The organism is Flavobacterium sp. UBA2787, from assembly GCA_002352205.1.
Classification (GTDB): Bacteria; Bacteroidota; Bacteroidia; order Flavobacteriales; family Flavobacteriaceae; genus Flavobacterium.
In genome coordinates this window covers 48378-63054 of the sequence record DEHZ01000003.1, presented here as the reverse complement: position 1 = coordinate 63054, position 14677 = coordinate 48378, and the positions used below count along the sequence as shown (strand labels likewise).

Genomic DNA, 14677 nt, shown 5'->3' with positions numbered 1-14677 from the left:
ATTTGAAAAAGAAATATGATGTTGTCATTGTGGGAAGCGGTCTTGGCGGTCTGGTTTCTGCAATAATTTTGGCAAAAGAAGGAAAAAGTGTTTGTGTTTTAGAAAAAAACAACCAATTTGGTGGCAATCTGCAAACCTTTGTTCGCGATAAAACTATTTTTGATACCGGAATTCACTACATCGGCGGATTGTCTGAAGGCGAGAATTTACACAATTATTTTTCATACATCGGAATCATGGAACATCTTAAATTAAAAAAGATGGATGAAGATGGTTATGATGTTATCACTTTTGAAGGCGATGCTAACCAGTATCCTCATGCCCAAGGCTATGAAAATTTTGTACAACAATTGTTGAACTATTTTCCTGATGAAGAAAAAGTACTCAGAGAATATTGCGAAAAAATTGTTTATGCCTGCGATTCATTTCCGCTTTATAACCTTAAGAGTGAAGGTGGTTATCAAAATGAAGTGCTTTCTATCAATGCAAAAGCTTTATTAGATGAATTAACGTCGAACGAAAAATTAAAAGCAGTGTTGGCCGGTTCAAATTTCTTATATGCAGGTGATGATTACAGAACACCATTTTATGTACATGCACTTTCAGTTAACTCCTATATTCAAAGTTCTTGGCGATGTTTAAATGGCGGAAGTCAGATTACTAAGCAGCTCATCAAACAGTTGAAAAAGTATGGTGGAGAAACGTATAAGCACAGCGAAGTGGTTGGTTTTGGTTATGAAGACGGAAAATTAGTTTCAGCTAAAACGAAAAATGGTAACGAATACTTTGGTGACTTATTTATTTCTAATATTGAACCCAAAACTACTTTAAAATTAATAGGGAAAGATAAATTTAGAAAAGCGTATTACGACAGAATTCAAAGTTTAGAAGCAATTATTGCTCCGTTTAGTATCTATATTGTGCTAAAACCGGAATGTTTAAATTATAGAAATTATAATAATTACCACGTAAAAGATGCCACTCGAATTTGGAAAGCGGCCGAATATACCCAAGAATCTTGGCCGGAATGTTATATGATTTCGATGAATGTTTCAGAAGAAAATCAAGTTTGGGCTGAAAGTTTAACGGCAATAACCTACATGCGTTTTGATGAAGTGGAACAATGGGAAAATACTAAAAACACAGTTGCCAATAAAGAAGACAGGGGAGAAGAATATGAAAAATTCAAGAACGATAAAATTGAAATTTTTCTAAAAGAAATCGAAAAGAAAATGCCAAATATCAGAGAATGCATTAAATCGGTTCATGCTTCTACGCCACTTTCTTACAGAGATTATATTGGCGGTCACAACGGGAATTTATATGGTTATGTAAAAGATTCAAACAACCCAATGGTAACTTTTATTTCCCCAAAAACTAAGATCGAAAATCTTTTTCTTACCGGTCAGAGTATCAGCATGCACGGCGTTTTAGGTGTAACAATTGGAGCTGTAGTAACTTGTTCTGAAATTCTCGGAAAAGAATATTTGGTAAATAAAATCAACAGCGAACTCAAAGCGAAGGAATGAAAATTGTATTCAAAATACTACTTTTTCTTTTTATTGGAACCACTTTTTTGTCTTGTGGAATTTCCAAATCGCTTCAGGATAAACCACAATTAGCTTCATCTGAATTTAAAAAACCATTCATCGAAAAAAGGAATGATTCTCTTTTTGTTTCTGGTGAAAATTTTATAATCAAAAACAAACAACAACTCTGGGAACTCCATGTGTCGGGAGATGAATTACAAAGAGGATTATTAATTGGAGGTTTATCCGAAGATTTATTTTTAAACCAAGAACGTATTTTTTTTTCTAAAATACAGGAAATGGTTCCGTCAACCTTCAAACAGAAATTATTACGGCAATTTCTAAAATGGTATAACCGGAAACTATATCTACATATTCCGGAAGAATTTAAAACCGAAATCTACGGAATTTCCGAATATGCATCGGAAGATTTTAACTCCATTGCACCCAAGTATTTAAGAAGTCTTTACCTCCACGGAGCCCACGATATTGGTCATGCTTTGCAGGATTTGGCTTTGGTGGGCTGTTCATCGATGGCGGTTTGGGGCGATAAATCGGAAGATGGTTCACTACTCATCGGCAGAAACTTTGATTTTTATGCCGGAGACGATTTTGCAAAAGATAAAATCATACTCTTTGTTAAACCCGAAAAAGGAATTCCGTTTATGAATGTTACTTGGGGCGGAATGATTGGCGTGCTTTCCGGAATGAATGCAGAAGGCTTGACCGTAACTATCAATGCCGGAAAATCGGATATTCCGTTGGTGGCCAAAACGCCAATATCAATTGTAACGAGAGAAATTTTGCAGTATGCTTCCACGATAGATGAAGCCATTGCAATTGCCAAAAAAAGAGAAGTTTTTGTTTCTGAATCAATTATGGTGGGAAGTGCCAAAGACAAAAAAGCGGTTTTGATTGAAATGGCTCCCGATAATTTTGATGTGTATGAAGTTGAAAATTCCAATCAACTTGTTTGTTCCAATCATTTTCAAAGTAAAGCTTATCAATCAGATGAGCGAAATGTGGAACATATTAAAGAAAGTCACTCGCAATATCGTTTTGACCGAATGAATGAACTGTTGGAAGAAAAAGACAAAATGACTCCTGAAAAAATGGCCGAAATTCTTCGAAATAAAGATGGTCTTGCCGAACTCAAAATCGGATTTGGAAATGAAAAAGCTCTCAATCAGCTTCGGGCTCATCATGCGGTGATTTTTAAACCGGAACAATTGATGGTTTGGGTTTCTTCCAATCCTTATCAATTGGGCGAATTTGTAGCGTATGATTTGAAAGAAGTTTTTAGTAAAATGAAAGGGGATTTTACAGTTTCTGTGAAAGAATCTGCTACTATTCCAAAAGATGATTTTTTAAACACGAAAGAATATGCCGATTATGAAAAGTTTAGAATTTTAGATCGAAAGTTGGATGAGGTTTTAAAAGAAAAGTTAACTTTGGAAACAGGGTTTGCTAAGGAATATCAAAATTTAAATTCTGATTTTTGGTTGGTTTATGCAAGAATTGGAGAATATTATTATCAAAAAGAATGGTATAAAGCAGCTGAAATTGAATTTAAAAAAGCTCTGGAAAAAGAAATTACAACTGTTCCTGATAGAAAAAAGATAGAAAATTATTTAAAGAAAATTAATAAAAAAACAGGATGATTCCAGCGATAGAAAAGGCTTCGGTTGAAGAAATTTATGCATTTCAGAGTGAAAAACTTAAGGAATTATTGGCCTATTTGAATCAAAATTCACCGTTTTATAAACGATTGTTTTCGCATCATTCAATTGATATCAATGCGATTCAAGCCTTGGAAGATTTGCAACAAATTCCCGTTACAACTAAAACAGATTTACAGGAATTCAACGATGATTTTTTTTGTGTTACACGAGATAAAATTATTGATTACGTAACCACTTCGGGAACATTAGGAAGTCCTGTAACCATTGGTTTAACCGATAATGATTTAGAAAGATTAGCCTATAATGAAGCCATTTCGTTTCAATGTGCCGGAATTCAAAAAGGCGATGTCGTACAGTTGATGACCACGATGGATCGAAGATTTATGGCCGGATTAGCTTATTTTTTGGGATTGCGAAAACTAGGAGCGGGTGTCATTCGCGTTGGTTCCGGAATTCCGGAATTGCAATGGGATTCCATTTTAAAATATAAACCGGCCTATTTAATTTCAGTACCATCTTTTTTATTGAAATTGATTGAATATGCTGAAAATCATCAAATAGATTATAAATCATCAAGTGTAAAAGGGGTTATTTGCATTGGCGAAGCATTGCGGGATCAGGATTTTAATCCCACTTTGCTTTCGGATAAAATTACTCAGAAATGGCCGATTCAGTTATTTTCATCTTATGCTTCTACCGAAATGAGTACGGCTTTCACCGAATGTGAAAATTTTATTGGCGGTCATCATCATCCGGAATTAATCATTGTGGAAGTTTTAGATGATGAAAATGAGCCAGTTCAACAAGGCGAAACAGGTGAATTAGTCATTACCACTTTAGGAGTAGAAGCCATGCCGCTTTTGCGATTCAAAACCGGTGATATTGTTCAGTTGCACACCGATGCTTGCCAATGCGGAAGAAATTCGTTGAGATTGGGCCCGGTGGTTGGTAGAAAACAACATATGATAAAATATAAAGGAACCACTTTGTATCCGCCGGCGATGCACGATTTGCTTACTTCTTTTGAGGAAGTTGAAAATCATGTTATTGAAATTTTTACGAACGATTTAGGAACAGATGAAATTTTAATTAAGATTGTTACTACGAATAATTCGGAGGCATTTATTCACGAAGTAAAAAATCATTTCAAGGCAAAATTAAGAGTTACTCCAAAATTAGAAGTCGTGACAAAAGAAGATTTACTACCAATTATTTTTTCTCCCGAAAACAGAAAACCAACTACGTTGATTGATAAAAGAACGAATTAGTAAATTGATTAAATAACCACAAAAAGTATAGTGATGGATGGCATGAACGTTTTTATTTTGGTTATTTTATTATTAGGATTTGTCTTGTTTTCAATTGTTGTTTTTTATGTGGTGGAGTATTTTTATGCCAAACTATTTCACAAACCAATTTTTGTGCATTTCTATTTTTCACCAAAAACGTTGACGCAAGAACAGCAGCGAATTCTAAGACATAAAATTGCTTTTTACAACCGTCTTTCGGATAAAAAAAAGAAACATTTTGAGCATCGGTTGGCAACTTTTATGGCAAACTATCAATTTATTGCCAAAGAAGATTTGGTTTTGAATGATGAAATAAAAGTTTTTATTGCTGCTACAGCAGTTAAGCTAACTTTTGGTATGCGTAAATATTTAATTGATGTGTTTGACAAAATCATCATTTATCCAGAGCCGTATTACTCTACTTCCAATGATGCTTGGCATAAAGGAGAATTTAATCCCAGAATGAAAGCCATTGTTTTTTCATGGAAAGATTTTTTGGAAGGATATGAATACCACAATGATAATTTGAATTTAGGCTTACATGAATTTGCCCACGCCATACATTTTCAAGGGTTGAAACGAACAGACAAGAGCTCAATTCTTTTTGCCAGAAATTATAATGCAATTTTAGATTATACGGCTCAAAAACAGGTGGCTCAGAAATTAATAGAATCTAATTATTTTCGAATTTATGCTTTTTCAAACAGTTTTGAATTTATAGCCGTTTTGTTGGAACATTTTTTTGAAACACCGGATGATTTTAGAAGAGAATTTCCTGAATTGTATGAAAAAGTAAGAAAAATGATAAATTTTCAGATTGAATAAGATACAAAAAAAGTCTCAATTAAACTATGATATCTGTCATTTGTGTGTGGTCATTTAATGCTGAAATTTGTTTAGAATTAAAGCAGATTAAGATGAAAAAGCAGGTTCCGGTTTCGACCATCATGACAAAAAATGTTATTAAACTCAATTTAACGGATGATTTGACTAAAGCAGAAATGCTTTTTAAAAAGCACCATATTCGGCACATTCCGGTTGTAAACAGTAATAAAATTATAGGAATGTTGAGTTACACCGATTTGTTGCGTATTTCTTTTGTCGATGCTGTTGATGACGAAGATGAAGTGGTAGATGTTACAGTTTACAATATGTTTACTGTTGAACAAGTCATGGCCAAAAAACTTGTTACCGTTTCGCCAGAAACCACCATCAAAGAAGTGGCTGAAATTTTATCTTCAAGAGAATTTCATGCACTTCCTGTTGTAGAAGGTGATTTGTTGGTTGGAATTGTTACAACAACAGATATAATAAAGTATTTGTTGAAACAGTATTAGTTTTTAATTATCCAATAACTTCTTTAAATCCGATATCGTCTGAGTCGGATTTTCTGCTTTAAAAACAAAATTTCCTGCTACTAAAATATTTGCTCCGGCTTCGGCTAATTGTTTAGCGTTTTTGTTGGTTACTCCACCATCAATTTCAATTAAAGTTGAAGCGTTGTTGCGAGTGATGATTTCTTTTAATTCTTTTACTTTTTTATATGTTTTTTCAATGAATGATTGTCCTCCAAAACCTGGGTTTACACTCATTAAACAAACTAAGTCAATATCGTTAATAATGTCTTCTAATAAACTAACCGGCGTATGCGGATTCAAAGCAACTCCAGCTTTCATTCCTTCGGCTTTGATGGCCTGAAGTGTTCTGTGTAGATGAGTACAAGCTTCGTAATGAACTGTTAGGTTGGTAGAGCCCAATTGAGCAAATGTTTTGATATAGCAATCAGGGTCGATAATCATTAAATGAACATCGATTGTTTTTTTTGCATGTTTTGAAATGGCTTCTAGAACCGGCATTCCGAAAGAAATGTTGGGAACAAAAACGCCGTCCATAATGTCGATGTGAAACCAATCGGCATCGCTGGCATTAATCATTTCAATATCGCGTTGAAGGTTGGCAAAATCGGCTGCTAAGACTGAAGGAGCAATTAACGTTTTTTTCATTGTGTTGTTGTAGTTGTTGTTTGTGCAAAAGTAAAATTTTAAAGGCAAATGGGGAAGTGTTTTGTGTAAAACCTGAATTTTCTTTTTGGCACGGATTTGCGTGAAGGATTGAAGTGAAAAGCCCGGAACAAAAAACGCCAATTTTCTTGAGTCAAAAAAGCGACCAACGGAAGCTCTTTTTGGGTTTTAGAAAATGGTGTTTTTTGTGAGGACTTGTAACGGAAAGCCTGACCCTTGTGGTCACGCCCATAAAAAGCAAAACTCCGGGAACCCGAGCGTAGCGAACAGACTGGAGTTTTGCTTCCCAAAAAAGCAAAACTCCGGTAATCAGCCGGAGTTTCAATCATCAATCAAAAAACGAACAGTTTAAACTGTTTGTAATTTTACTATTTTTAGTATATACGTGTCAATTTTAGACTCGCAAAATACGAATTACTTTTATAAATCAAAGGCAATTGGTATAGAAAAAATTTATCCTAAATAAGTTTTTAATATTTTACTTCTTGAGGTGTGTTTTAATCTACGAATTGCTTTTTCTTTAATTTGACGAACACGTTCGCGAGTTAAATCGAAGGTTTCTCCGATTTCTTCTAGGGTCATTGGGTGTTGATCGCCTAAACCAAAGTACAAACGAACTACGTCTGCTTCTCTTGGGGTTAGGGTTTCTAATGAACGTTCGATTTCTGTGCGAAGTGATTCATGAATTAATTCTCTGTCAGGATTTGGTGACTCACCTGAACGCAAAACGTCATATAAATTTGAATCTTCACCTTCAACTAAAGGAGCATCCATGGATAAATGACGACCGGAGTTTTTCATTGACTCTTTTACATCATTTACAGTCATATCAAGTTCTTTTGCAATTTCTTCAGCAGAAGGTGGTCTTTCGTTAGATTGCTCTAACAAAGCATACATTTTGTTGATTTTGTTGATAGAACCAATTTTGTTCAATGGCAAGCGAACGATACGAGATTGTTCTGCCAAGGCTTGAAGAATAGATTGACGAATCCACCATACTGCGTATGAAATGAATTTGAATCCACGGGTTTCGTCAAAACGTTGTGCGGCTTTAATTAAACCTAAGTTTCCTTCGTTAATTAAATCGGGAAGTGTAAGTCCTTGATTTTGATATTGTTTAGCAACAGATACCACGAAACGTAAATTAGCTTTAGTTAACTTTTCCAAAGCACGTTGATCGCCGGCTTTGATGCGTTGAGCTAATTCTACCTCTTCATCGGCTGTAATTAAATCAACCTTTCCAATCTCTTGTAGGTATTTGTCTAGGGAAGCAGTTTCACGATTAGTAACCTGCTTGGTGATTTTAAGCTGTCTCATTTATTTTCTACTTGAATAATAGTTTCATGTAGTTATACGTAAAGAGATAAATAAAAGTTACAAAAACTAAAAAAAATTATTTTAAACGATCTTTTATTTCTTCGTTGCCTGTTTCTCGTTGGCTAGCTGTAAGTTTTTTATTTCCAAATTTATAGGTTACACCAAGTAAAATTTTTCTATCATCATAATAGCTGTTGTTCAGCTGTCCAACATTATTTACAACACTAGTAAAATCGGCTTGATAACTTCGGAAAACATCGGAGGCCATCAATATAAAGTTTAATCCTTTTTCTTTTAAAGAATAACGAAGTCCAAGATCGAGTTTGTTGTATTGTGTGGCAGAAAAATAATAATCTCTTCGAGCACTATGAAATTCATAGTTTAACTCTGCTTTTAGCGATTTGTTTTTGTTTAAGTTGAATGTATTGTAATTGTAAAAATGATATTGAAATCCATTTCTTGCTTCGGTGGGAACATCTTTGATAAATGCAGTTACATTGTTGTAACCATTGATTGTGTTTGAACTTTCCCACCAAGAAATTTTATCAAAATAGTAAGTGATAGTGCCTCCAAATTGATATCTATCTACATAATTATCTCTAAAATAGCGTAATGTTGTTTCATCATCGTTTGTTTCAACTACTGGTAGTTGCATACTTCCGTCAATTGTATTGGAATAATAAATCTTGAAACTTAAATTTTCTTTGAAGTTGTAATTTATTTCATAATTATCGGTGAAAGAAGGTTGTAGGAAGGGATTGCCTTCTGCGTAGGTAAATGAATTCACATATACTCTAAATGGATTCAAATGCCAAAAAACAGGTCGACCAATTCGTTTACTGTAATTGACTGAAAAATTGTGGTTTTCATTGTGAGTATACGTCAAATATATCGAGGGAAATAGTTTATTGTAGCTGAAATCATTTACTTGATTTTGTGAAACATCCAAAGAAGTAGTTGTGCCTTCTACGATTGTGTTTTCATAGCGGAAGCCTACTTGGGTTTGCCATTTTTCACTAAGTGATTTTTTGAAATTCACGTAGGCAGATTGCGTGTTTTCAGAATAATCAAAATTGTTGGTTTGATTGATGTCTAAAACGGGCACTCCGCTGGAAAGATCAAAAAAAGCAATATTACTTTTGTTTTCAACAAAGCTTACTTTTCCTCCAAAACCATAGGTTGCCCATTTGGTTGGCAAATCAAAATCTACTTTTCCACTGTAGTTTAAGATTTCTTGCAAGCTGGTATTATTAGCGATAAAACTAGAACCAATTTGAGTATTTTCAGGAGAAAGTTCATTAGTGGTAAAGGTTCTGTTTTGATCTTCTGCGTAATTAAAATAATCAAAATCAACCGAAATTTGTTTGCCCAAAGTGTCCAGTTTTTGAATGTAATAAACGTTTAATGAGTGATTAGAACTTTCGTTTTTATTAAAACCTTTAGTAAAAAAAGTTGATGTAATAGCATTTGTAGAATTATCTGAAACAGCAGTAATATTTCTGTCTGCAGTGTCGGGATTGTCTAGCAAACCGATGTATTTTGTTCCGATACTTGCCTTTTCGGATATTTTGTAATCTAAAGTAAAGGCAAGACGGTTAATGTCACGTGTATCTTTTCTTTTAGTACTTCCATCCCAACTTTCTGTTTCAAATTGGTTTGATAAGTTTTCCCAATATTTGTCATGACCACTTTGTCTAATGTAATCTGTAAAAAGACTTAATTTATTTTTGTTAAAGGTAAAACTGACTCCGCCCAAATAGGAAGGATATGAATTTTGCATGTAATAATTACGAAGATTAACTGCCCAAGAATCTTCCTGTATTTTTTTCAATTTGATATTAATCAAACCGCTGTTTCCTTCTGCATCATATTTTGCAGGAGGAGTAGTAATCACTTCAATATTTTTGATGCTTTCGGAACTAATTCCTCGCAAATAATTGATTAATTCATTGCCGGATAAATTAACGATTTTGTCATCAATCATTACACTTACAGTACTTTTCCCTACAATACCAATTTGACTTCCAGACACAAAAACACCTGGTGTAGCTTTTAACAATTCAAAACCATCGCTACCGGTAGAACGGATGCTACTTTCTACGTTAAAAACAGTTCTGTCAACTTTATTTTCAATAATTCGTTTTTTAGATGTCACTTCCACTTCACGAAGTTGCGTTGAATTGTCAAATGACTCCAGCGTACCTAGATCAATATTTTTATCCAGACTAAAATCAGTTTGATAAATAACTGTTCCAACAAAGTAAAAACGAAGTGAATATAAACCCGGTTTATTTTTTATTGTAAAATTTCCATCTACATCAGTTATAGCTGAATTAACAATATTTCCCTCACTCAATAATATAATTTCTGTTCCTTCAATACCTATTTTGTTCTCGTCGATAATTTTTCCAGTAATAGAAAATTCCTGACCAAAAACAGTTGTTAAACATAGTAAATGAATAAGAAGTAGAAATCTTTGTATTGTGGAAGTCATAGTTTTTTTTGTGGCTCGTTATTGCAAATATATAATAATTGTTAATATATTCACAAATGTAGTAGTTGAATTACAAAAAAAATCAATAAAAAACCCGATTCAATTTTGAATCGGGTTTTAGATATAGTAGTAAATTAAAATTAATCTTTCTTCGGAGTAATTTTATTTTCTTCTGATCTTGGAGGTCTTGGTAAAAGAGCTTTTCTGGAAACTTTCTCTTTTCTTGTTTTTGGATCCACTCCTAAGTATTTCACTTGGAAAACATCGCCCATGTTTACTACATCGGTTACGTTTTCAGTTCTTTCCCATGCTAATTCTGAAACGTGTAATAAAACTTCGTTTCCTGGAGCGGCAGTATATTCTACAACAGCACCAAAATCTAACATTTTGATTACTTTTACTTCGTAAGCTTCACCCATTTGTGGTTTGAAAAGTAACGAATCAATTTTAGCTAAAACTGCTGCAATTCCATCAGGATCTGTTCCTAAGATTTCAACAACACCTTGCTCATCAACTTCGTTGATAACAATAGTTGTTCCTGTAGCTTTTTGTAATTCTTGAATTACTTTTCCACCAGGTCCGATTAATGCACCAATGAAAGCACCAGGAATTGTACGCATGATGATTTTTGGAGCGTGTTTCTTAACGTCAGGTCTTGGAGTAGCAATCGTTTCAACCAATTTACCTAAAATGTGTAAACGACCTTCACGAGCTTGATCTAACGCTTGCTCCATGATGTCATAACGCAATCCGTCGATTTTTATATCCATTTGACAAGCGGTGATTCCGTCTGCTGTTCCGGTTACTTTAAAGTCCATATCTCCTAAATGATCTTCATCACCTAAGATATCAGATAAAACTGCAAATTTTTGTCCATCTGTAATCAATCCCATCGCAATACCTGAAACAGGTTTTACCATTTGAACTCCGGCATCCATCAAGGCCATTGTTCCTGCACAAACTGTTGCCATAGAAGAAGAACCGTTTGATTCTAAAACTTCAGAAACAATTCTGATTGTGTAAGGACATTCTGCAGGAATCATATTTTTTAAAGCACGTTGAGCCAAGTTTCCGTGACCAACTTCTCTTCTTGATGTTCCTCTTAACGGTTTTGCTTCACCGGTTGAGAAAGGAGGGAAGTTATAATGCAAATAAAATTTTTCTTCACCTTGTTCTGATGGCGAGTCAATTTGATTCGCTTCTCTTGAAGTTCCTAAAGTTACTGTAGCCAACGCTTGTGTTTCGCCACGTGTAAATAAAGATGAACCATGAACCGATGGCAAATAATCAATTTCACACCATATTGGTCTGATTTCAGTTGTTTTTCTTCCGTCTAAACGAATTCCTTTTTCAAGGATAACATTACGAACCGCTTCTTTATTTGTTTTGTAGTAATATTTTCCAACTAAACCGGCTAAATCTGCATTTTCTGCATATTCTTCTTCAGTAAATAAAGCTTTACACTCTTCTTTTACTAAAGCAAATTTTTCGCTTCTTTCGCTTTTTCCTGAAGCTTCTTGAGCAATCGCATAACATTTGTCATACGCTGCTGCTTTTACTTTGGCATAAACAGCTTCGTCTTCAGGTTCTCCTTCGTAAGTTCTAATTTCTTTTTTGCCAAACGCTTCTTGTAAACGCAATTGAGCATGAATTTGAACTTTAATTGCTTCGTGAGCAAATTTAATGGCTTCCACCATTTCTTTTTCTGAAATTTCTTTCATCTCACCTTCAACCATTGCAACAGAATCCAAAGAAGCTCCAATCATCATGTCGATGTCTGATTGTTCTAATTGAGTTCTGCTTGGGTTAATGATGAATTTTCCATCCACTCGAGCAACTCGAACTTCAGAAATTAAATTGTAAAAAGGGATATCGGAAACAGCTAAAGCAGCAGAAGCAGCTAAACCGGCAAGAGCATCTGGCATAACATTTTCGTCATGACTCATTAATTGAATCATAACTTGTGTTTCTGCGTGATAATCATCCGGGAAAAGTGGACGTAAAACACGGTCTACTAATCGCATGGTTAATACTTCACTGTCGCTTGGACGGGCTTCTCTTTTGAAAAAACCACCCGGAAATCTTCCTGCAGCGGCAAATTTCTCGCGATAATCTACTGTTAAAGGTAAAAAATCAACATTTGGATTTGCTGTTCTGGCAGAAACAGCTGTAGCTAAAAGCATACAATCGCCTAAGCGAACCACTACAGAACCGTCTGCTTGTTTCGCTAGTTTTCCGGTTTCGATCGAAATGGTTCTTCCATCTCCTAAATCGATAACCTCTTTTGTTACGTTTGGAATCATAAAAATTCTAATTTGGTATTAATTATTAGGTTTAGTTGTGTTGTTGTGTGTAGTTGTTGTGTAACCCAATGAAAAACCAAACTTTTTTATTCCTTACCCAAAAATGCAATCGGGTACTTTACTTTAAAATATATAAAACAAAAAGGGGCACAAAGCCCCTTAGTTGATTATTTTCTAATTCCTAATTCTTTAATTAACTCACGATATTTCACAACATCTTTTTTCTTTAAGTAGTCAAGAAGACTTCTTCTTTTACCTACCAAAAGTACTAATGAACGTTCAGTGTTGTAATCGTGACGGTTTTTTTTCAAATGCTCAGTTAAGTGAGCGATTCTAAAAGTAAAAAGGGCAACTTGTCCTTCTGTAGAACCAGTGTTTTCAGCTTTTCCTCCGTGTTTTGCGAAGATTTCAGCTTTAGTTTCTTTCGTTAAATACATTCCAATATTATATTAAATGATTTTTATGTATGAATTTAGGATTTTCCTAATTCGGTTGCAAAGGTAATTTTATTTTTTTAATGGACAAGTTTTTCTAAAACAACTTTGCAACTTCTTCGTTTACAAATTCTAGAAATTTTTCATCTTTTTTGGTGAAAGGATCCAACACATGACTGTCGATGTCTATTTGACCAATGTTTACGCCATTCACAAAAAGTGGCACAACAATTTCAGATTTTACAGTAAAACTACAAGCGATATAATTGTCTTGAGCAGAAACATCCGGCACTACAAAATTTTTGTTAGATACTGCAACTTGTCCGCAAATTCCTTTTCCAAACGGAATGATAGTATGATCGGTTTCTGCACCAACATAAGGTCCTAAATGTAAAGTTTGGGCCTCGTGATTGGCAAAATAAAATCCGACCCAATTGTAATAATCCACTTCGTCGTGAAGTAACTGACAAATTTTTTGCAATTTTTCTTCTCGTGAAAGATCAAATAAGGTTGAAATCTCACTTATTTTTGGTTTTAAGACGTCCAAATTCATAGCTTAAATTTTTTACAAAGTTAAAACTTCAAAACTGCATTAATTTACATATTTTTGTTAAAAATTACGTTTTGAAAAAGCACATTCTTCAATATAAGCCATTTTTAATTTTTTTATTAAAATTCTTCCTTAGCTACCTTATTTTAACGGTTTTGTACCAATTTTATTTGAATTCCTTTGATAGTTCTTCATTTGAAGTGGATTCAATTACTGAAATTGTAAGTGTTCAAACGCAACAAACTATTGAACTTTTTAACTATAACTCGCATTTAGAGCCTCATTCTAAACAAAATTCTAACCTGCTTTTTGTAGAAGAAAAAAATGTCGCCAGAGTAGTAGAAGGCTGCAATGCGATTAGTGTAATTATTCTTTTTATCGCTTTTGTAATTGCCTTTAAAGGAAATTGGAAAAAAACAGTATTGTTCATTTTGGCGGGTTCAATTCTTATTTATTTGCTTAATATTGTTAGGATTGCCTTGATAGCTATTGCTTTGTATCATTATCCTCAACATGAACACCTTTTGCATGGCGTAGTTTTTCCGTTGTTTATTTATGGCGTAGTTTTTTTATTATGGGTTATTTGGGTAAATAAATTTTCAGTGTATGCAATACAAAAAAAAGCCTAAAATAGTTGATTTTCTTTTGATTGGATTGTGCGTGCTTGCTTTAGCATTTATTCGATTTTTTGAAGAAGCTTTATTTTATGATCCTTTTTTAAAGTATTTTAAAAATGATTACCTCAATTTACCTTTTCCTGATTTTAATGGTATTGGACTTTTTTTTAGTTTGCTTTTTCGATATGTTTTAAATGCTTCTTTATCTATTGCGGTGATTTATTTTTTGTTTAAAGATGTATCGCTTACCAAATTTGCTTCGGTACTTTATCTGGTATTATTTTTAATTCTTATTCTGATGTTTTTTGGAATTGTTTTGTTTTTTGATGAAAAAAGCAATTTCATACTTTTCTATGTTCGAAGATTCATCGTTCAACCTTTATTTTTAGTACTTTTTGTGCCAGCTTTTTATATTCAAAAAAAGCATTCTTAAATCGTTTT

The 14677-nt window shown here is 33.8% G+C and carries 13 protein-coding genes; 7 read left to right on the top strand and 6 right to left on the bottom strand.

Annotated features, from left to right (window positions below; all coding sequences use genetic code 11):
* Positions 1–2 precede the first annotated feature (2 nt).
* The 5 genes from B4N66_RS02110 (at position 3) to B4N66_RS02090 (ending at position 5837) form a co-directional block, all read left to right on the top strand.
* Complete coding sequence (locus B4N66_RS02110) at positions 3–1529, top strand: phytoene desaturase family protein (protein ID WP_291092092.1); 1527 nt, start codon at positions 3–5, stop codon at positions 1527–1529.
* Complete coding sequence (locus tag B4N66_RS02105) at positions 1526–3190, top strand: C45 family autoproteolytic acyltransferase/hydolase (protein ID WP_291092091.1); 1665 nt, start codon at positions 1526–1528, stop codon at positions 3188–3190. The genes B4N66_RS02110 and B4N66_RS02105 overlap by 4 nt, the downstream gene beginning before the upstream one ends.
* Entirely contained in the window at positions 3187–4479 is a 1293-nt protein-coding gene (locus tag B4N66_RS02100; protein WP_291092090.1) for a phenylacetate--CoA ligase family protein, read from the top strand. Before B4N66_RS02105 ends, B4N66_RS02100 begins: the two co-directional genes overlap by 4 nt.
* Before the next feature lie 33 nt (positions 4480–4512).
* Positions 4513–5325 (top strand): zinc-dependent peptidase, encoded by an 813-nt coding sequence (locus B4N66_RS02095; RefSeq protein ID WP_291092089.1) that lies wholly within the window; start codon positions 4513–4515, stop codon positions 5323–5325.
* Positions 5326–5417: 92 nt separating this feature from the next.
* Positions 5418–5837: a CBS domain-containing protein gene (locus tag B4N66_RS02090; RefSeq protein WP_291092088.1), complete on the top strand. Its 420-nt coding sequence runs from the start codon at positions 5418–5420 to the stop codon at positions 5835–5837.
* Between the two features lie 3 nt (positions 5838–5840).
* On the opposite strand, the gene rpe is transcribed toward B4N66_RS02090, so the two are convergent.
* The 6 genes from rpe to B4N66_RS02060 all read right to left on the bottom strand — a co-directional run bounded on the left by rpe (position 5841) and on the right by B4N66_RS02060 (position 13622).
* Positions 5841–6503: a ribulose-phosphate 3-epimerase gene (rpe, locus tag B4N66_RS02085; RefSeq protein ID WP_291092087.1), complete on the bottom strand. Its 663-nt coding sequence runs from the start codon at positions 6501–6503 to the stop codon at positions 5841–5843.
* A gap of 471 nt (positions 6504–6974) precedes the next feature.
* Positions 6975–7838 carry a sigma-70 family RNA polymerase sigma factor gene (locus B4N66_RS02080; protein WP_007804760.1) on the bottom strand — a complete coding sequence of 288 codons (864 nt, stop codon included), beginning with the start codon at positions 7836–7838 and terminating at the stop codon, positions 6975–6977.
* Between the two features lie 76 nt (positions 7839–7914).
* Positions 7915–10332: a TonB-dependent receptor domain-containing protein gene (locus B4N66_RS02075; RefSeq protein WP_291092086.1), complete on the bottom strand. Its 2418-nt coding sequence runs from the start codon at positions 10330–10332 to the stop codon at positions 7915–7917.
* Positions 10333–10472: 140 nt separating this feature from the next.
* On the bottom strand, positions 10473–12635 hold the full coding sequence (locus B4N66_RS02070; protein WP_291092085.1) for a polyribonucleotide nucleotidyltransferase: 2163 nt from the start codon (positions 12633–12635) through the stop codon (positions 10473–10475).
* 167 nt (positions 12636–12802) lie between these two features.
* Positions 12803–13072 carry a 30S ribosomal protein S15 gene (rpsO, locus tag B4N66_RS02065; protein ID WP_112086130.1) on the bottom strand — a complete coding sequence of 90 codons (270 nt, stop codon included), beginning with the start codon at positions 13070–13072 and terminating at the stop codon, positions 12803–12805.
* Positions 13073–13166: 94 nt separating this feature from the next.
* Positions 13167–13622 (bottom strand): GAF domain-containing protein, encoded by a 456-nt coding sequence (locus B4N66_RS02060; protein WP_291092084.1) that lies wholly within the window; start codon positions 13620–13622, stop codon positions 13167–13169.
* 71 nt (positions 13623–13693) lie between these two features.
* Here B4N66_RS02060 and xrtF point away from each other — a divergent pair, with 71 nt between their 5' ends.
* Both xrtF and B4N66_RS02050 read left to right on the top strand, forming a co-directional pair.
* The gene (gene xrtF, locus B4N66_RS02055; protein ID WP_291092083.1) at positions 13694–14248 is read left to right on the top strand and encodes an exosortase family protein XrtF; all 555 of its coding nucleotides are present in this window, start codon (positions 13694–13696) and stop codon (positions 14246–14248) included.
* Entirely contained in the window at positions 14226–14669 is a 444-nt protein-coding gene (locus B4N66_RS02050; protein WP_291092082.1) for an exosortase F system-associated membrane protein, read from the top strand. The genes xrtF and B4N66_RS02050 overlap by 23 nt, the downstream gene beginning before the upstream one ends.
* Positions 14670–14677 lie beyond the last annotated feature (8 nt).